General features: G+C 57.5%; 19 protein-coding genes. 8 read left to right on the plus strand and 11 right to left on the minus strand.

All coding sequences use genetic code 11. The features are described 5' to 3' along the window. The first annotated feature begins 112 nt into the window (after positions 1–112). The gene (locus BJL95_RS11415) at positions 113–640 is read left to right on the plus strand and encodes an RNA pyrophosphohydrolase (RefSeq protein ID WP_064027864.1); all 528 of its coding nucleotides are present in this window, start codon (positions 113–115) and stop codon (positions 638–640) included. On the opposite strand, the gene BJL95_RS11420 is transcribed toward BJL95_RS11415, so the two are convergent. The 4 genes from BJL95_RS11420 to BJL95_RS11435 all read right to left on the minus strand — a co-directional run bounded on the left by BJL95_RS11420 (position 637) and on the right by BJL95_RS11435 (position 4,168). Beyond that, positions 637–1,422 carry a phosphodiesterase gene (locus BJL95_RS11420; protein WP_071158048.1) on the minus strand — a complete coding sequence of 262 codons (786 nt, stop codon included), beginning with the start codon at positions 1,420–1,422 and terminating at the stop codon, positions 637–639. The two genes, BJL95_RS11415 and BJL95_RS11420, sit on opposite strands and share 4 nt — an antisense overlap. Next, positions 1,423–1,875 (minus strand): GDP-mannose mannosyl hydrolase, encoded by a 453-nt coding sequence (locus BJL95_RS11425; RefSeq protein ID WP_071158050.1) that lies wholly within the window; start codon positions 1,873–1,875, stop codon positions 1,423–1,425. Positions 1,876–1,912: 37 nt separating this feature from the next. Then, the gene (gene argA, locus BJL95_RS11430; RefSeq protein WP_071158052.1) at positions 1,913–3,229 is read right to left on the minus strand and encodes an amino-acid N-acetyltransferase; all 1,317 of its coding nucleotides are present in this window, start codon (positions 3,227–3,229) and stop codon (positions 1,913–1,915) included. A gap of 111 nt (positions 3,230–3,340) precedes the next feature. Next, the gene (locus tag BJL95_RS11435) at positions 3,341–4,168 is read right to left on the minus strand and encodes a helix-turn-helix domain-containing protein (RefSeq protein ID WP_064027913.1); all 828 of its coding nucleotides are present in this window, start codon (positions 4,166–4,168) and stop codon (positions 3,341–3,343) included. 361 nt (positions 4,169–4,529) lie between these two features. Here BJL95_RS11435 and BJL95_RS11440 point away from each other — a divergent pair, with 361 nt between their 5' ends. The 4 genes from BJL95_RS11440 to BJL95_RS11455 are packed head-to-tail and all read left to right on the plus strand — an operon-like array spanning position 4,530 to position 7,966. After that, positions 4,530–5,495: a PQQ-dependent catabolism-associated beta-propeller protein gene (locus tag BJL95_RS11440; protein WP_064027856.1), complete on the plus strand. Its 966-nt coding sequence runs from the start codon at positions 4,530–4,532 to the stop codon at positions 5,493–5,495. Further along, positions 5,492–6,235: an ABC transporter ATP-binding protein gene (locus tag BJL95_RS11445; protein WP_064027854.1), complete on the plus strand. Its 744-nt coding sequence runs from the start codon at positions 5,492–5,494 to the stop codon at positions 6,233–6,235. Before BJL95_RS11440 ends, BJL95_RS11445 begins: the two co-directional genes overlap by 4 nt. Beyond that, positions 6,232–7,038 (plus strand): ABC transporter permease, encoded by an 807-nt coding sequence (locus tag BJL95_RS11450; RefSeq protein ID WP_071158054.1) that lies wholly within the window; start codon positions 6,232–6,234, stop codon positions 7,036–7,038. Before BJL95_RS11445 ends, BJL95_RS11450 begins: the two co-directional genes overlap by 4 nt. Positions 7,039–7,066: 28 nt before the next feature. Then, a complete protein-coding gene (locus tag BJL95_RS11455) occupies positions 7,067–7,966 on the plus strand; it encodes a prolipoprotein diacylglyceryl transferase (RefSeq protein ID WP_071158056.1) in 900 nt (299 codons plus the stop codon). A 494-nt stretch (positions 7,967–8,460) separates the two neighbouring features. Here the strand turns inward: BJL95_RS11455 and BJL95_RS11460 are convergent, their stop codons facing one another. The 7 genes from BJL95_RS11460 to BJL95_RS11490 form a co-directional block, all read right to left on the minus strand. Continuing rightward, on the minus strand, positions 8,461–8,883 hold the full coding sequence (locus tag BJL95_RS11460; RefSeq protein WP_071158058.1) for a hydrogenase: 423 nt from the start codon (positions 8,881–8,883) through the stop codon (positions 8,461–8,463). Further along, positions 8,880–9,176: a HypC/HybG/HupF family hydrogenase formation chaperone gene (locus BJL95_RS11465; protein WP_071158060.1), complete on the minus strand. Its 297-nt coding sequence runs from the start codon at positions 9,174–9,176 to the stop codon at positions 8,880–8,882. Before BJL95_RS11465 ends, BJL95_RS11460 begins: the two co-directional genes overlap by 4 nt. Beyond that, positions 9,167–9,859: a HyaD/HybD family hydrogenase maturation endopeptidase gene (locus BJL95_RS11470; protein ID WP_071158062.1), complete on the minus strand. Its 693-nt coding sequence runs from the start codon at positions 9,857–9,859 to the stop codon at positions 9,167–9,169. The genes BJL95_RS11465 and BJL95_RS11470 overlap by 10 nt, the downstream gene beginning before the upstream one ends. Before the next feature lie 2 nt (positions 9,860–9,861). Beyond that, entirely contained in the window at positions 9,862–10,557 is a 696-nt protein-coding gene (cybH, locus tag BJL95_RS11475) for a Ni/Fe-hydrogenase, b-type cytochrome subunit (RefSeq protein WP_071158064.1), read from the minus strand. Beyond that, positions 10,554–10,769 carry a hypothetical protein gene (locus BJL95_RS11480; protein ID WP_071158068.1) on the minus strand — a complete coding sequence of 72 codons (216 nt, stop codon included), beginning with the start codon at positions 10,767–10,769 and terminating at the stop codon, positions 10,554–10,556. Before BJL95_RS11480 ends, cybH begins: the two co-directional genes overlap by 4 nt. Positions 10,770–10,839: 70 nt before the next feature. Further along, positions 10,840–12,636, minus strand: a complete 1,797-nt coding sequence (locus BJL95_RS11485; protein ID WP_064027838.1) for a nickel-dependent hydrogenase large subunit — start codon at positions 12,634–12,636, stop codon at positions 10,840–10,842. A gap of 2 nt (positions 12,637–12,638) precedes the next feature. Further along, complete coding sequence (locus tag BJL95_RS11490) at positions 12,639–13,724, minus strand: hydrogenase small subunit (RefSeq protein ID WP_269454754.1); 1,086 nt, start codon at positions 13,722–13,724, stop codon at positions 12,639–12,641. 320 nt (positions 13,725–14,044) lie between these two features. Here BJL95_RS11490 and BJL95_RS11495 point away from each other — a divergent pair, with 320 nt between their 5' ends. Genes BJL95_RS11495 through BJL95_RS11505 form a run of 3 tightly spaced genes read left to right on the plus strand, consistent with a single transcriptional unit; the run spans position 14,045 to position 18,577 of the window. Further along, positions 14,045–14,644, plus strand: a complete 600-nt coding sequence (locus BJL95_RS11495; RefSeq protein ID WP_175463703.1) for a histidine phosphatase family protein — start codon at positions 14,045–14,047, stop codon at positions 14,642–14,644. 41 nt (positions 14,645–14,685) lie between these two features. Further along, positions 14,686–17,487, plus strand: coding sequence for a class I adenylate cyclase (locus BJL95_RS11500; protein ID WP_071158070.1), 2,802 nt, complete (start codon positions 14,686–14,688; stop codon positions 17,485–17,487). 49 nt (positions 17,488–17,536) lie between these two features. Then, complete coding sequence (locus BJL95_RS11505) at positions 17,537–18,577, plus strand: hypothetical protein (RefSeq protein ID WP_071158072.1); 1,041 nt, start codon at positions 17,537–17,539, stop codon at positions 18,575–18,577. Positions 18,578–18,885 lie beyond the last annotated feature (308 nt).

Below are 18,885 nucleotides of genomic sequence, written 5' to 3' on the forward strand. Positions count from 1 at the left end.
GCGTCGGCTGCCTATTTATGGAACAATTGCGACATTAATTCATGATCGCTGGTTGCCGATTTTAGCATTTCACCATCGGTAACCGGGCGGCAAATCATACAGGTTTTTTGACATGATAGACTCGAAAGGATACCGGCCGAATGTCGGGATTATCCTTTGCAATGACGAGGGTCGCGTGTTCTGGGCTAAGCGCAAGGGAGCCAATTCCTGGCAGTTTCCGCAAGGAGGCATCGACGGCAACGAAGATCCGGAAACCGCGATGTATCGGGAGTTGTGGGAGGAAACCGGCTTGCGCGCCGAACATGTGCATTTGTTGGGGCGAACCCGCTACTGGTTGCGTTACAGGCTGCCGGATCGCTATGTCCGCAAAAACTCGACACCCTTGTGCATAGGACAAAAGCAGATTTGGTTCATCCTGAAATTGATGAGCGACGAGTCCTTGGTGCGTTTCGATTGCGGCCACAAGCAAGAATTCGACAACTGGAAATGGGTCGAGTATTGGTACCCGATGAAGGACGTGGTGTATTTCAAGCGTCGAGTCTATCGGCGGGCCTTGGACGAGTTGGGCGCGTTGCTGGTCGCCAACGATGTCGGTATTAATGCCGAAGGCTATCTGTCCGGCCGTTTGCTGGCGGGTTAATAATCGGCCTGCAATTCCAGTTCCGGTTGCTCGATGTCCAGCCGATGACAGCTTGAAAAGATTTGGCCGTCGTCGCTCAGCTCGAACACCCGATAACCCGGCGGCAGCGGGTCTAGTTCCAACTTATCGGCGCCCGGTTTGAATTGAAAACAAGTCGCCGGCATCCCCAACCATCTCACCCCCGAGCGATCCGCTTCGAATAGCTGGTGTACGTGACCGCTGGTCACCGCCTTGATTTGCCGGAAGCGGGAGGTCAATTCGATTAACGCGTCGCCGTTCTCGATTTTCATTCGGTCCATCCACGGACCGCCGCAGGGCAATGTGTGGTGGTGGACCGCCAATAATGCCGGTTCCGGATTGGCCGTCAACAGCTCGGCGGCTTCAGCCAGTTCCGATTCACTCAGAAAGCCGGCCGGACTGCCGGGTTTTCGGCTATTCAGCGCGATGATCTGCCAGCCCGGCAAGGCTATCCTCCTCCCGCAATCGACACTGCCACCCGCCAGCCATAGCCGCATCAAATTCGGATCGTCGTGGTTGCCGGGCAGGCACAGGCAAGGCGTGTCGTAGGCGGCGAGGATGCCGGCCAGACGCCGGTAACTGTCGGGGCAGGGGTCTTGGGTCAGATCGCCGGTCAGCAGGATTAAGTCGAACGGCCCGTGCGCGGCCAGCGCCCGATTCAAGGTTTCCCGGAAATAAAATTCGGTATCGACGCCCAGCATCGTGCCGTCGGCCGTGGCGCGCAGATGCAGGTCGGTCAGTTGCAGGACTTTGGTTAGTCTCATTTAGCGCAAGTAAGGGAAATAGGCAAGGCTGTTGGCGTGAACCCGGCTCAAGTCGTCGTGTTCGCCCAGCCAGCGGTAGCCCGAGTGTTGCGCGTTGGGCAGTTGCTCCAGTGATAGCGGCAGCCGCAATTGGTAGGCCAATACCACGTAATGTGTGCCGATGCCGGGTGCCTTGGCGAAATTGGTGTCGTACAGATGCGTGAAGCCGCCGAGCAATTGGCCTTGACTAATCTCCAGCTCGATACCGAGTTCGGCCCGCGTAATCCGTCGGAAGGCCTGTTCCAAGGTCTCGTTTTTGAAAATCCGGCCGCCGGGCACGAACCAATAGCCGGCCGCCGGCTCGTTGAGGCGTTCGCCCATCAAGATCGCGTTCGTTTCCGAACGAATCACCAAATCGATCGACACCAGTGGTGTCAGATCGACGACATTCAAGAATGCTTGTTTGTCCAGCATGCCATTTCCCTAAATCTTAATCCGGATAAAGGTCCGATTATACGATGTCCTTGACCAGCAACTTGGAATTGCGCTGGTAGTTGTAGCCGTCGCGCATCGTTTCCGGCAGATCGCCGAGTTCGCAGGGGTGAAAGCCGCGTTCGACGAACCAATGCACGGTTTGGGTACTGCGCACGAATAAGCGTTTGACGGCTTCGGTCTTGGCCTTGGCGAACAAATACTCCAGTAGGCTGTTGCCGCGCGCGCCGCGCCGGTAGTCCGGGTGTACCGCCAGACAGGCGATTTCGGCGCTGTTGCCGTCGTCCATCGTGTGAAAGGCGGTACAACCGATGATTAGGCCGTCGCGCTCGATGACGACGTAATCGCCGATCTGCATTTCCAGTTTCTCCCTGGAGCGCTTGACCAGCACGCCTTCCGCTTCCAACGGTTTGATCAGTTCCATGATGCCGGCAATGTCGTCCAGCGCCGCCGGCCGAATGGTTTCGAAAGCGGTCGAACTGACCAGGGTGCCGACGCCGTCGCGGGTAAACAACTCCAGCAGCAAGGCGCCATCGACGTGGCGGTTGATCAAATGCGCCCGCTGCACGCCTTGCCGGCAGCTTTGCACCGCCGCGCGTAGAGAGCGGGCCAGCGGCGGCGGGAAATCCGGCGTGGTTTCCAATAATTCCTCGGCCTGCGCCGTCGTCAGTTGCGGCAGCGGCCGTTGTTCGTCCGGCGACAAACAGTCTTGTTCGGTCAACAGAATCAATTTATCGGCTTGTAAGGCAATGGCGACCTCGGTGGCTACCTCCTCGGCGGATAAATTGAACACCTCGCCGCTGGGTGAATAACCGATCGGCGAAATCAGCACGACATTGTGTTGATCGAGCTGCTGGTGAATCGCCTCGCTGTCGATGCGCCGCACCTTGCCGGTATAGCAATAATCGATGCCGTCCAACACCCCGAGCGGACGAGCGGTGACGAAGTTGCCCGACGCGACCCGAATCTTGGCGCCGGCCATCGGCGAGCCGGACACGCCCATCGACAGCAAGGCTTCGATTTCGACCCGCACCAACCCGGCGGCTTGCTTGACGTACTGCAAGGTGGTCGCGTCGGTGATGCGCAGATGGTGATGAAACTTCGGCGTATCGCCGCGTTCGGCCAGCCGTTCGTCGATCTGCTGGCGTATGCCGTGCACCAACACCAGCCGCACGCCCAAGCTGCGCAGCAACGCAAAATCGTGGATCAGATTGTCGAATTCGGCTTCGCCGACCGCGCTGCCGCCGAAAAAAATCACGAAGGTGCGGCGCCGGTGGGCGTGGATGTAGGGCGACGAATGGCGGAACCAGGAGACGAAGGCGGATGGTTGTGGCATGATTGGATCTTAGAACGTGTTTGGCCGGATAGTGTAACTCGGCCGGCGCGGAAATGGCGCACGGCGGTTCTAGCTTTGTGGGAGCGGCTTTAGCCGCGATTCGACACAGTGTCAGCGCTGACTTTTCCAGCGTCCGGCCACGTATTCCAAGGCTTCCTGTATGTTCAGGTCGCGGGTGGCGCCGCCGGTGCGGACGAACAATTTCGGCGTACCGGCTTGGGTTAAAAACACCGGGCGGCTGGCCGGCGAGACGATGACCCGGCACACGTCGCGGTCCGCCAGTTTATGAAACAGCACATGGATCAACGGACACAGGTCGGCGCCCAGGTTGGTCGAGACCGCCGTCATCAGGGTTTGCTCGAATCCGTCTTGATCCGGCTTTTTCAAGGTTTGGAAGTCCTCGGCCAAACCGAGAATCTCGCCATTGTCGGCCACGCCGATCAGCAAGGTACCGCCGACCGCGCTGTTGAAGAAACCCGCCAGGGTTTTCAGAATCACGCCTTCCAACGCTTTATTGACCCGCTGTTCCTGCAAGTCCCAGCGCAGCGAAGACTTAAACTCCAGCAACGGCCCTTCGCCCTGGCGGATGATGGTCGGCAAATCCTTCTCCAGCTCGGCTTTCAATGCGTCCAGGTCCACCAGCCGTCTATGTAGCATTTGATAAAAGCCCAGCGACAACAGCCCCAGGATCGCGCCGATTTCGGCGTAGAACAGAATCAGGTTGTTCTGATTGATCTGGCCGGTCATCACTTCGCCGAACTGGCCCAGCACGAATTCGATCGACGACAGCGGATCGGCGTTACGCTCTCGCGAACTGATGTAATCGTAACTGGGCGCCAACAAAAAGATGCCCATGCCCGCGCCGATCCAGCCGGCCAGGAAATAGATTTTCAGTTTTTGTTTCCAGATATACAGAAGTTGGAGCAGGAAGCGTTTCACGGGAGCGTCGGGACAGTGGCTGATGCCGGCAGGCGCCGGTCGGTTAGGATAAAGCGGCGGCGAGCGGCGGCTTGCGAATATTGTACTTGCTAGCGTCGTCGGCTCGCCGGTTTTTTGTGCCCGCCGCCCGGTCAACCGAAATCGCTAAGCCGGAACAGCCGTGGGTCGCGTCATCAAGTTGTCCACCGTTGACTCGCTTACATGCCAAGGCGCTTTGTTGTTCTCGGGATGTAATCCCGACGGCTTCGGGTTAAACTTCCCAGCCGCGAGGTGGCTGGCCGGCGTTGGTTCGACGTTGCGCGCCCGATGCCCAATACCGCCACTGAGCCCGATTCTTCAAGCTCATTTCAAGGAATTACCGATGCCATCGATTAAATTCGCCGGCGCGGCATTTGCCGTGCTGTTCGTCGCCAACGTCCAGGCGGAAACCGTGTTCGTCACGCTGGAAAAGGACAATGCCATCGCCGTCGTCGATCCGGCCGAAGGCAAATTGTTGAAAACCGTCAAGGTCGGCCAACGGCCGCGGGGCATCGCGATCAGCCACGACGCCAAGACCTTGTTCGTCGCCACCAGCGACGACAACACGATCCGGATGCTGGACAGCACTACCTTGAAGGAAATCGGCAAATTGCCGTCCGGCGAAGACCCGGAAACCTTCGCGCTGAGTCCGGACGATAAGCTGATGTATGTGTCCAACGAGGACGACGCCGAAGTCACCGTCATCGACATCGCCAGCAAGAAGGCGGTAGCCAAGATCAAGGTCGGCGTCGAGCCGGAGGGCATCGCGGTCAGTCCGAACAACCAATGGACGATCAGCGCCTCTGAAACCACCAACATGCTGCACTGGATCGATACCGCCAACCGGCAAATCCAGGACAACACCTTGGTTGACGCCAGACCCCGCGCGGTAACGTTCACCGACGACAGCCAGCAACTTTGGGCGACCTCGGAAATGGCTGGTACGCTGACCATTATCGATACCGCGACCAAGCAGATTGCCCAGAACATTAAATTGGAGGTGCCGGGCTTGAGTAGCGATTTGGTGCAACCGGTCGGCATCGCAATCGACAAGCAGCGCCGCTATGGCTATGTGGCGATGGGGCCGGCCAACCGGGTCGCGGTGATCGACGCCCAAAATTACAAAGTGGAGAAGTATCTGCTGGTCGGTCAGCGGGTCTGGAATCTGGCCTTTTCGCCGGATCAAAAGCGCTTGTACACCACCAACGGTGTCAGTAACGACATCTCGATCATCGATTTGGAGAACCATAAGGTGACCAAGTCGATCGCGGTGGGGCGTTATCCCTGGGGCGTGGCGGTTAAGCCATGAGCGCCGCGCTGCAAATCGATGGCCTGAGCTTTGCCTATGGCGCCAAGAAGGCGCTGGATAATGTGGCGTTTCAGGTCGAGCCCGGCGAATGCACGATTCTGCTGGGGCCGAACGGGGCCGGCAAAAGCACGCTGTTCGCGTTGATCACCCGGCTTTACGATGCTCGGGAAGGGCGCATCGCGCTGTGCGGTTTCGACGTCAAGCAGCAAAGCCTGCAAGCCTTGGCCAAACTGGGCGTGGTGTTTCAACAGACCACGCTGGACCCGGATTTATCGGTGACCCAAAACCTGCGCTACCACGCCGCGCTGCACGGCATCGGTAAAAAGCAGGCCGACAAGCGGATCCAGGAAGAGCTGGAGCGTTTGGCTATGTATGAACGGCGCGGCGAAAAGGTTAGGCAACTGAACGGCGGCCACAAGCGCCGGGTAGAGATCGCCCGAGCCTTGTTGCACAAACCCAGCTTGCTGTTGCTGGACGAACCGACCGTCGGCCTGGACGTGCCCAGCCGGCAGGCCATCGTCAAACATGTGCACGACTTGGTCAAACAGCAAAATCTGGCGGTGTTGTGGGCGACGCACTTGATCGACGAAATCGATGCCGACGACAGCTTGGTGGTCTTGCACAAAGGCCAGATCAAGGCCAATGGCAGGCTTGCCGAGATATTGAAAAACACCGGCTGGGCCGATCCCGGTCAGGTGTTTCAGAAGCTTACCCAATCCGATAAAGGAGGGACGGCATGAGAATAGTGCATTACTGGCGGGCCACGGCCGGCATCGTCGGCCGCGAACTGCTGCGTTTTCTGCATCAGCGCGAGCGTTTCGTCTCGGCGCTGGTACGACCCTTGGTGTGGTTGTTCGTATTCGCCGCCGGCTTCCGTGCCGCGCTGGGCATCGCGATCAGTCCGCCTTACGAAACCTATATTTTGTATGAGGTCTACATTACCCCCGGCCTGCTGGGCATGATCTTGCTGTTCAACGGCATGCAAAGCTCGCTGTCGATGGTCTACGACCGCGAGATGGGCAGTATGCGCATGTTGATGGTCTGCCCGCTGCCGCGCTGGTTCTTGCTGTGCAGCAAATTGATCGCCGGCACCGCGGTCGGCGTGCTGCAATGCTATGCCTTCCTCGGCATCGCCTGGCTGTACGACATTCAGGCGCCGCTGCCGGGCTATTTGTGGATATTGCCGGCGCTGGTGTTGGCCGGCATGATGCTGGGCGCGTTGGGCTTGCTGCTGTCGTCGTTCATCAAACAACTGGAAAACTTCGCCGGGGTGATGAATTTCGTGATTTTCCCGCTGTTCTTCATGTCCACCGCGTTGTATCCGTTGTGGAAGATCAAGGAATCCAGTCCGTTATTGGCGACCCTGGCCGAGTACAACCCGTTCTCGCAAGCCGTCGAACTGATCCGCTTCGCGCTGTACGAGCAGTTCAACCAATTAGCGCTAGTCTTCACCGCTGCCGCGTTTTTGCTGTTCATCGGCGCGGCGATTTTGGGCTACAACCCGAGCAAGGGGATGATGGTTAGGAAGGGTGGCGGGGATTAATGGCCGGTAACAGGCACGAGAGTCGGGTATGAGTTTAGCGTTTCCCTATTTAAGCGATTTGGTGAAAGCGCTAACGGGTTTGGACCTACCGTTGCCGTTACCGACGTTCGGAATGATGGTTGCAACGGCGGCGATTGTTTCAATTCGGATATCGCGGGTGGAGGTTCAACGCCTTTTCGAGGCGGGGCGTATCGGGTTGGCTAAACGACGAATAAAATCAGACGACGGTCAGTTTGTCGATCAAACGATTTTTCCTCAAGATGTCATCTCAGATTTGATTACATTCGCGCTGATTATTGGCCTGATCGATGCGCGAGTTTTCCACATTATCGAACATCCGAACGAGTTCATCGCCGATCCATGGGGCATGATATTCAGCCGTGGCGGTTTTACTTTTTTGGGAGGTCTGATTTGCGGAACGCTGGCGGGCTTTTGGTACGCGAAGAAGCACGAGCTTTCGGTTACAACGTTATGCGATGGGTTAGCGCCGGCAATTATGTTGGGATACGCGATCGGCAGGATCGGTTGCCAGTTATCCGGCGACGGAGATTGGGGCATCCCAGCAAACATGGCTGCCAAACCCGACTGGCTTCCGGTTTGGTTTTGGGCTCAGACTTACGACAATAATATCGTTGGCGTGACTATCGCCGCGCCGGGTGTCTATCCAACCTCAATCTACGAGACAGTACTAGGCTGTATTATCTTTGGTATCCTTTGGCGGCTGCGTAAACACCCTTTTAAAAGCGGCTGGTTATTTGCGCTCTATCTGCTGCTCAGCGGTGCCGAGCGTTTTTCCATAGAACAAATCCGAGTAAACACCGTTGGGAATTTCTTGGGTGTCGTGGCGACTCAAGCCGAAATGATTTCTTTGGGATTAATGTTGTTGGGTGTTTTGGGTTTGGTATTGAATACCAGATCGGCCAAGTAGCTTAGCTTGCGTGATCGCAATATCCGATAGCGCCGTTTCTGTCGAGCATCTGGACTTTCAAATCAGCGGGCAAACTCGCATGAACAACATCCCGATCTCCGATATTCTCGAATGACCGGTCTCAACTCGTGGAACTGATTTGGGACAGTATCGCGGCGGTTCCGGAGGCCCTGACGGCTTCACCGGAGGTAAAGGGATGGTGGTTAGGAAAGTGGCCGGGACTAGTGATCGGTAACAGGCACGAGAGTTGGATAGGAGCCGGTTTACCGGCAAGCTAACGATCCCGTCCGCGAGGTCCGTGCCTCAATTTTGGTTATTTTGATTCGGACAATCATCACCGAGCACATTCCGGTTTGCAACGACGCATCAGGCGTATCACGATGGCTTGCAAATCCTCAAGTTGGTCGCCTTGATCCAGGCTGGGATTTCACTTTAAATTCCGGATATCCTGTTCAAACAAAGGATACGATTTCCAACCCCGGCGCTATCGAGAACTAAGCGTGTCCGGCACCGCAAACCGTCCCAAGATCAAACTGCGGCGGTTGCCCCGCTTCACTTGTCAAAATCCTGGAAAATTCCTGCCCGTATTCCGCCCAATCCTTAATCCCGGTAATGACGCCCAAATATTCGCCACCGCGCAAAAATACCAGGGAAGGCCAACTGGTAAACCGAAATCTGGCTTGCAATTCGCGCTCGATGGATTTGTCGATCAGCGCACCGTGCAAACGATCGGCAAAGGCTTTTAACAGTTCCGGCAAAATCACTGCCACGTCATGACTTTCCGGAAACATCTGCGGATCGTTGGCAAAGAACAACACAACTGTGTCATGACCGTGCACGAATAAGTCGTAACTCTCCGCATCCAACAGCGGCAGGCCGTGGCGGGTTTGCAGCTGTTCCAGCAAGGGCGTACTCATGTTCGTAAAAACTCCGGCAGTTCGGGTTCGCGGTCGACCAGGTCCGCGAACAAATGGTCGAAATCGGTTTGACCGGCCATCGCCAGTCGCATCGCTTCCAGCGCGTCGTTGATTTGCGCGGCGCGTTCGGGCGTGAGCACTTCGCGGGCGGTGTCCAGAAATACCAGCAACCAAGTGCCGGCCGCTTGTTCGCCGACCAGCATCATATCGATTTGACTATGCTGACCGCGATAAGCGCAGATCGCCGTCTCGCCGCGCGATTCGACGATCTGCATCGGAATGCCTATACACATCCGTATTTCCCCCGATAGTCGACATCGACTTGTAAACTCGGTTGCTCGGACGCTTGCGGCGGCCGCACTTCGAAGGCATTCGACAACACGATGCGTTCGTCGCCGAGTCGGCAGGCTTGTTCGGGTGCCGGGCGCTCTTGTTCGTAGCGCTGGATGTCCAGGATGGGATCGGTCAAGTCCTTGGGCGCGTCGGCGCGATCGGCGACTACGCCGAACTCGGCCAGGTAGGCAAGGGCAATGTCGATCGCCGGCTGGATTCGCGCCTTCACACTCGGCCGCAAACTGCCGCCGTAGTCTTCCAGCTCTTCCGGCTGCACGCCGATCAGCAGCAGACGCTGCGGATAGTCGCCCAACATCTGGGCCATGGCTAATACTTCTTGAAAGCCGGTCTGGTGTAGGCTCATTTTCTTGGCGCCGAGAAAGTTGGGGACGTCCGCATCTTCGACAATTTTCAAGGTGGCCGGCGGCAGGCCGTAGTCGACCGCGTCGAACACCACCAGCACGTCGGCGTTTTGCACGTAGTCCACCAAATACACGCCCTGGGTGCCGCCGTCCAGCACCGTGACCTGCTCGGGAAATTGGTAGTACTTCCGCAGATGTTCGACGACGCGAACGCCGAATCCTTCGTCGGCCCATAGTAGGTTGCCAATGCCCAGCAACAGAATTCGCGGCGTAGCGGTCATGTTCAATGGGCGTCGTCGATGGGTTTGTCGTCCTTGAAAACGCGCCAGCCGGTGACTATCGTCGAAAGCATGCTTTGTCCGGATAATTTTTCCTCGCGTACCGCCACGTAGATGTGAATCACCACGAAACAAACGATGAGCCACATCACCAAATGATGCCAGGTATGCACGGTCTGACTGTCGCCGAACAAGGGCAGCAGCCAACTGCTGAACAGCGCGTATTGCCAACTACCTTGACCTTCGCCTTCGCCGTACAACGCGAATCCCGTCACGATCATGAACAAGGCGCCCCAAACGAAGGCAAAATGCATCGCCAGGATAGCCAGCGGATTGTGACCAACATAATGGCGCGGCTGCTTTTCCAGAAAGCAATACCAGCGGATTTCACACCACACGCCGTCCCAAAAATGCGCTTTCAGCAGCGGCGGCAGAAAGATTTGCCGAGCATGCTCGTTGCCGGCATAGGCCCAGTAAGCCCGGCCGGCAATGCCTATCGCCAGCACGTAGCCGGCGGCGAAATGCGCGAAGCGGATATAGCCCATCAAAAAATGCTCGGAGGCTTCGCCGGCCGGCGATGTCAACGGCGAGGCGATGAGATATCCGCTAATCGCCAACACCACGATGGCCAAGGCATTCACGGAATGCCACAGGCGAACCGGCAATTCGTAGACGTAAACCGGAGCCGTCGGCGTGCTCATTTCGAGCTCCGACGGCTGTTGGTCCAGCGTTTGACGGCCGCGATCGCGACCAAGCTCAACGAGCCAGCGGCCGCCAAATAGGGCAGCCAGTGTTGATAGGACAGAATTAAGTGTTCCAGGCTGTGGCTCAGGTTGTCGATGCCGGGATGGCTGTGAGCTTCGGCCTGGCTGAAAGTCAATAATAAGGCGACGGAGGCCAAAAATTTGTTCATTGTGTTCTCCTGAACTGCGGCATTTGATGACGGCGGATGACGCTGCGCTGATCCGCCCTACATTGTTTAATCAACGCACCTTCACTTGGGTTAGTTCCTGTCCATCCGGACTCATCACATGAGTCGAACAAGCCAAGCAAGGATCGAAGCTGTGCAGCGTCCGCAAGATCTCGACCGGCTCTTCCGGGCGCTCGACCTTGGTGTTCATCAGCGAAGCCTCGAAGGCGCCGATATTGCCGTGCTCGTCGCGCGGCGAACCGTTCCAAGTGGTCGGCACCACGCATTGGTAGTTGGCGATCTTGGTGTCTTCGATTTTCAGCCAATGGCCCAGCGCGCCGCGCGGGGCTTCGGTGAAACCCACGCCCTTGACGCTGCTTGGCCAGGTGTCCGGATCCCAGCGCTCGACGTTGGCGGTCGCCAAATCGCCGGCCTTGACGTTGGCGATCAGTTTGTCCATGAAGTAACGCATCTTGCCGGCCGCCCACTGGGCTTCCAGGCCGCGCGCGGCGGTGCGGCCCAGTGTCGAGAACAGCGCGCTGACCGGCACGTCCAGCGTTTTCAATACGAAATTGATTTGTTCGGTGATTTCCTTATTGCCCTGGGCGTAGCCGATCACATAGCGGGCCAACGGGCCGACTTCCATCGCGTGGCCGCGCCAGCGCGGCGCTTTGATCCACGAGTATTTGGCCGATTCGTCCAATTCTTTAATATGGGTGCGATCGCCCTTGGTATTCGAGCCGAGCTTGTAATTGGGATCGGTGATGCCGTCCCAGGGGTGCAGGCCGGCGGCTTCGTCCGGGTATTTGTACCAGGAGTGTGGTACGAACTCCTGAATCTGTTTCGGGTCGGTCAGATCGACTTCGTGGACCTTGCTCAGATCGCCGTTGATGATCGCGCCGCGCGGCATCAGCAGATTGGCCGCCGAATAGTCGTTGGCTTTATCCGGAATGTCGCCGTAGGACAGCAGGCTTTGGCCGGAAATGCCGCCGCCGTACAACCAGCCTTTGTAAAACTGGGCGATCGCCAGTAAATCCGGGATGTAGATTTGGTCGATGAAGGTGATGGTTCTGTCGATGATCGACGAAATCAGGTTCAAACGTTCCATGTTGACCGCGCCGACCGCGCCGACGCCGTCGATGTTGATCGCGCACGGTACGCCGCCGACCAGCCAGTTCGGATGCGGGTCCTTGCCGCCGAATATCGTGCGGATTTTCATGATGTCTTTTTGAAAATCCAGCGCTTCCAGATAATGGGTGACCGCCAGCAAATCGGCTTCCGGCGGCAGCAAATAGGCCGGATTGCTCCAGTAACCGTTTTTGAACGGACCGAGCTGGCCGGATTCGACGAATTTTTTCAGGCGGTTTTGGGTGTCGCGGAAATAGCCGGGCGAGGATTTAGGATTGCTCGGCGAAATCTGTTGTTGCAACGCCGAGGTCGCGACCGGATCGGCTTTCAGCGCGTTGACCGGGTTGACCCAATCCAACGCGTGCAAATGATAGAAATGAACCAAGTGGTCGTGCGCCTGCAGGCTGAGCTGCATGATGTTGCGGATCGAGTTGGCGTTTTCCGGAATCTTGATTTTCAACGCGTCCTCGACCGCGCGCACCGAGGTCAAGGCGTGGGTGCCGGTGCAGACGCCGCAGATGCGTTGCACGAAGGCCCAGGCGTCGCGCGGATCGCGACCTTTTAAAATCACTTCCAGGCCGCGCCACATGGTGCCGCTGGACACCGCGTTGCGAATGATGTTTTCCTCGTCGATATTGACTTCGCAACGCATGTGGCCTTCGATCCGCGTGACCGGATCGACCACCACGCGGCGGCCGGCGTCGTTCAGATGAAAACCGTTGGGGGTAGCAGTGACGGTCATGATTATTCGGCTCCGGGTTGTTTATCGGCTTGTTTGGCGCGGTTCAAGGCAGTCAGACCGGCATGAGCGGCGACGCCGGCGGTGACGATCCCGGCGGCGGTGCCGCCGACCACATCGGCATTGGCTTCGATGCCGAACTGGTTGATGCCGGTCAGGCGGTCGTAGAAACTGCCTTTATCCCAGAAACCGTCTTCCGAGCAGCCGATACAGCCGTGGCCGGACTGGATCGGGAATGAGGTACCTTCGTTCCATTTTACGGTCGAGCAGGCGTTGTAAGTAGTCGGCCCCTTGCAGCCCATTTTGTACAGACAATGGCCTTGGCGGGCGGCTTCGTCGTCCCATTGCTCGACGAACTGGCCGGCGTCGAAATGCGGCCGGCGGTAGCATTTGTCGTGGATGCGCTGGCTATAAAACATTTGCGGCCGGCCTTGTTTATCCAGCGTCGGCAGTTTGTCGAAAGTCAACAGATAGGCCACCACGGCGGTCATCACTTCGGCGATCGGCGGGCAGCCGGGCACTTTGATAATCGGTTTGTTGGCCAGACCCGGTACTTTATGCACCGGCGTGGCGCGGGTCGGATTGGGTTTGGCGGCCTGCACGCAACCCCACGAAGCGCAGGAGCCCCATGAAATAATGGCCTTGCAACTCTCGGCGGCGTATTTGAGTTGCTCAACAAACGGTTTGCCGCCGATGATGCAATACATGCCGTCCTCGGCCAGCGGCGGATTGCCTTCCACGGCCAGGATGTAATTGCCTTTGTATTTTTCGACGATTTCATCAATGATGGCTTCGGCGTTATGACCGGCGGCCGCCATGATGGTGTCGTCATAGTCCAGCGATAGCATGGACAGGATCACGTCTTTCGCCAGCGGGTGGCCGGAACGGATGAAGGATTCCGAACAACAGGTGCATTCCAGACCGTGCAGCCACAACACCGGAATCCGCGGTTTGGTTTCCATCGCATGGGCGATTTTCGGCGCGAACGCCGGACTCAAACCCAGCGAGGCGGCGGTCAGGCTGCAAAACTTCAAGAAGCTGCGGCGGGTGATGCCCTGCCGGCGCATCACATCGTAAAAGGTTTCGATCATGGACACTCCTGGCGTTGCCATACGCGATCCGCGCGCGGATCGGCGGATTCGGCCGTCCCGGCTCGAATTCGCGGTTATTGTTTTTTCCGGCGGCGCTGCGGCCGGCCGGTTGAAGCCCGCAGAGCTTACGCAACATCCATGCCGGTCGATTTTTGGCGAGATTACCTTGAAGTTCCCGTGGGAAATACCGATGAGCTTGTCGAGATTACGACAAAATAGACAATCGATAGCGCTAAATGATGTGTATGCGACAAGCTGGCTGGCGAAGTTAAGGTTGACCGCTTAGGGTAGAATCTCGAATTTTTGCGAGGAAGCGAGAGTTGACCGTCGAGATCACCACCGTCGATTTACTCCGGCACGGCGAGGCGCGCGGCGGCGCGGTCTACCGGGGTAGTCGCGACGACGAATTGACCGCGCTTGGTTGGCAAGCCATGGAAGCGCGCTGCGCGGGCGGCGACTGGGATAGCGTGGTAAGCTCGCCGTTACTACGGTGTCGGGGGTTCGGCGAAGTCTATGCCGCCCGTCGAGCCTTGCCGTTTCATACTTTGCTGGAGTGGCGGGAGATCGATTTCGGCGCATGGGAGGGACGGTCCGCCACCGAAATTCAAGCGTCCGACCCCGCGCGCTGGGCGGCATTTTGCGAACGCCCGCACGCCTGCCCGCCACCCGGCGGCGAAGCCTATGCCGATTTCGCGGCGCGGGTCGGCGCGGGATGGCGGCGCGTGATCGACGACCACGCCGGTCAGCGGGTGTTGGCGGTTTGCCATGCCGGCGTGATTCGCTGTTTGTTCAGCGTTTTGCTGGGTTTGCCGGTGGAGCGCGGCTTCGCGATTTCGGTACCGCACGCCGGATTGACCCGTTTTACTTGTTACCGGGACGGCGGCGGCGAATTCGTTAGACTGGAAGCGCATCTGGCCTGAAGACTCTATACTAGACGGCAAACTCAGCGAGTTCGGCATCCGTGATCAATCGACTTCCCGCTATTCAATTGGGCGCTCCCGGCGAAGACATCAGCCGCAAGGATTTGCAAGCCGTCGTCCAACGTTTCAAGCATTTCAATCAGCAGCGCTTGCAACGGGTGCAGAGTTTGCTGCAGCCGCGGCAACAAGAGTTTTTGAAATTGTTGCCGTTGTTGTTTCATCAAAATCACCCCTTGTTGCCCGGTTTCATCGCGCTGGATACGCCGGCCGGGATTCCCGACTACGCGCCGTCCAAACAAACGCTGGACGCGGCGAAGCAGTTCAGCAAGGGCTTTGCGTTCAAGCGCAAGGCCTTGCGCCAACATCCGATCGATGCGATCTATCTGATGGGCAGCGTTGGCAGCATGGCCTTTTCCAGGGACAGCGACATCGATATCTGGTTGTGCCACGCGCCGGGTTTGGCGGCCGACCAACTGGCCGAACTGGAACAAAAGGCCCGCGACATCGAAAAGTGGGCAGCTTCGCTAAAGCTGGAAACCCACTTTTTTCTGATGGACGCCGGCCAATTCGCGCGCGGCGAAAATACCCCGATTTCGAAGGAAAGCAGCGGGGAAACTCAACACTATCTGCTGCTGGAAGAGTTCTATCGTACATCTATTTATATTGCCGGCCGAATTCCGCTGTGGTGGCTGGTGCCGCCGGAACAGGATCATCAATATCCGCAATATGTAAAGCATTTGCTCGAAAACCGTTTCGTCTCCGAGCCTGAAGTGATCGATTTCGGCGGCATGCATCAAGTGCCGGTTGCGGAGTTCGCCAGCGCGACGCTGTGGCATATCTTCAAGTCCCTGACTTCCCCGCACAAATCGCTGTTGAAACTGTTTTTGATGGAAAGTTACGCCAGCGAATTTCCGACGCCGCAGTGGTTGTGTCTGGCTATGAAGCGCGCGATTTATCAAGGCGAGTTTAGCGTCGATAGCCTCGATCCCTATCTGATGATCTATAGCAAGGTCGACGCCTATCTGCGCGGCATCGACGGCGGACGGCGCCTGGAATTGGCCCGCGAATGTTTTTACCTGAAAATCGTCGGCACCGGCGCTGCGCCGATCGAAAACCGAGCGCGCCAGATGCAGCAGGACTTCTTGCGGGAGGTGGCCGAGCAATGGCAGTGGCCCGACGATTTGCTGGACAATTTGGCGACCGTGCGTTTTTGGGATATCGCCAAGGCCGGCGCCGAGCACGCGGTGATCCGTCAGCAGTTGCAGCAATGCCTAAAAATGATTCTGCAATTCGTCGGTATGCCCTTGGATCAGGCGCAGCGCGAAAATCAAGATTTGAAATTGGTCGGCCGTAAGTTGAAAGTCGAGTTGGATTTGCGTCCCGACAAGATCGAAGTGCTGTCCACCCGCCAGGCGGTGCAGAACAAACCGGATTTGCTGGTTGCGGCGGAAGTCACGGCGGGTTCCGACGCGCCCGTCTGGTATTTGTTTACCGAACGGCCGTCCGCCAAGCAATTAGCGCTGGGTCGGGCGATCAAACAGGGCGACAGTCTGCTTGAATTGCTGTGCTGGGCCGTGATCAACGGGCTGTATAAAAAGAGCATCAACCTGCACGTATTGGAGAGCGGTAGTGCGCAAGCCGGCGGCGAAGCTCAACAGTTGCTCAATGAGTTAAACCAGTTTCTGACCCGGCACTTGTTGAGCCGGGAAGCCGATCTGGCGATCTATAACCGCCCGAACCGCGTGCAAGCCACCTTGCTGCTGGTCAATTGGCGGGAAAAATTGCCGGTCGACAGCAGTCATGCCAAACAGCTGGTGATGAGCGAACGCGCCGATCCGCTCAGTTACGGCGACAACCGTTTGTGTTTCGTGCTGGGGATGCAACGCCTGTCGATCAGCGTGTGGGGCGAGGCAACCTTACACCGTTACAGCGGCTTGGAGGGCGTCTTCACCTGCTTGACCGAGTTATTCAACGACGGCGTCAAACCGCCGGCGGCCGATCAACTGCAGGTATTGTGCTATACCCCGGTGCGCGGCCGCAGTATCGTCGGCCGCCTCGAAGCGCTTTTCGCCAGACTGACGGCCATCGCCGATCGGCCGGTCGCGCCCTACCAGCGTTACGTCACGGCGGCCGGGGGGGGGTACGCGATGTTTGCTATGAGCGGCGAGCGTTTGAGTTATTACTTGCTGGACACTCAGCAGCAGCTGTTACAAGAGTTGGCCAAGTCGCACGGCGGCTACGCGCCGGTGTTTTTCGACGATTACGTACTGGAGCAGACCTATATCCCGTTCCTCTATCAATATAATCAGCCGGATACGGTCCAATTGTTCTACCACGTCACCAGCAAGCATGTTGGCGTTTATATCGTCGACGAGCACGGGGCGCTGTATTTGCGTCAGCATGCCAACGCCGGCGCGGAGCACGTGCTGGCCCATTATTCGGTATTTTTCTCGACCTTGATTGCCCAGGATCGCTTACCCCAGGTCCCACTCCTGAAATACTACGAGATATACCGGAACTCGGCCGGCGTGATTTCGTGCCATCCGGCCCAGCCCAAATTAAAAGCCAGCGCGATGGAACTGAGCGTGCGCATCGCCGGCGAGACGCCTAGCCGGTTGGGGGTGTATTGCAACGAGCGCTGGTTTCCGCTCGACGATCCGAGCGGCTATGGCGCGGTTCGTCAGCACATACTCGGCTACCGGAAGGCCAGCGAGAATTATCCCTTCCACATCACCGAGATCGAGGTGCCCTGTCAAGCGATGGGCGCCGAAACGCCGGATCGATTGCAAACCGTGCACTTTCTGAACTTCAAACAAAAAATCGAGGATAAATTAAACATATAGGCCGGCTCGCCGATAACTGGATCACACCATTTTTGAAGTAGGGGGCTTTATGATCATTGACAACTCCGCCATCAAAATGCAAGGCCGGCATCAGCAGCAGCAAGTCAGCAATCGCCGGGAAGTGTTGAACATCCGCCATCCGGACCGACGCTCGGACGAAGCGCGCCGCCCGGCCGACGATCGCTTGAGTCTCAGCCGAGCCGGTCAAGCTAAACAAGCCAAACAGGCTAGCGCGACCAAGGCGCTGGATACCGAGACACCGGTCGAGTCGAAAGACAGTTTGATGATGCAAATCATCCGGCGCATGGTCAAGGAAATCACCGGCCGCGATCTGAAAACCTTTAGTCCCGACCAATTGACCGCCGGCACCGACCAGCCGACCTACCAAGATCAACAACCCGCGCCGGCCGCGCAAGCGGATAACGGCGGTCTGACCTATCAACAGACGCTGAGTTATTTCGAAAGCGAAACCACTTCGTTCAGTGCCGAGGGCACGATTAACACCCAGGATGGCCGATCCCTGAGTTTTTCGCTGTCCCTAAACATGAGTCGGAGCTTTTACGCGGAAGTCAGCAACACGATACAGGTCGGCGACGCGCAAAAAAAAGACCCCTTGGTCATTAACTTCGACGGCACGGCCGCTGAGCTGAGCAACACGTCGTTCCAATTCGATATCGACGCCGATGGCACGCCGGATCAGATTGCCGGGCTTAAATCCGGCAGCGGATTGTTGGCGCTTGACAAAAACAACGACGGCAGCGTCAACGACGGTTCCGAATTGTTCGGCGCGTTGACCGGCAACGGCTTCGCCGAATTGGCTAATTACGATCAGGACGGTAACCAGTTTATCGATGCCGCCGATGCTATCTATCAAAAGCTCAGAATCTGGCAGCGCAACGCCGACGGCAGTCAGCAATTGCTGGCCTTGGGGGCGAAGAATGTCGGGGCGATTTACCTGGGGCATCTGACCACGCCGTTCCAACTGAAGGACGACAACAATCAGTCGCGCGCCGAAGTTGCCAGCAGCGGTTTCTATTTAACCGAGCAGGGCCAAGCGGGTAGCGTGCAACAATTGAATTTCCTAGTTTGACGGGCTGTCGCTCCCGGCCGCCGTCGGGAGCGATTCACGCCGATTCGGGTAAAACAACCGCTTGAAGAGGCTTCCAACCGGCTTATCGACATAACAGAACTTCTCGCCAACGGACAAAAGGTTGGTCTAAGAGGTTTTCCTGGGTCTCCCGTTTTCCGACCGAGCGGCCGTCGATGAGGCCGCATTCTTTCTCGTACTGTTCTCCAACGCGCCGCTGTACGTCGTTTGAATTGATCCGCAACAAGGTACCCCCCAACCGACGCACACCGCATCGCTGCGGATCAAGGCATCCAGTCTCAAACCGGCCT

The sequence above is a fragment of the Methylomonas sp. LWB genome, from assembly GCF_001856095.1.
Taxonomy (GTDB): Bacteria; Pseudomonadota; Gammaproteobacteria; order Methylococcales; family Methylomonadaceae; genus Methylomonas; species Methylomonas koyamae_A.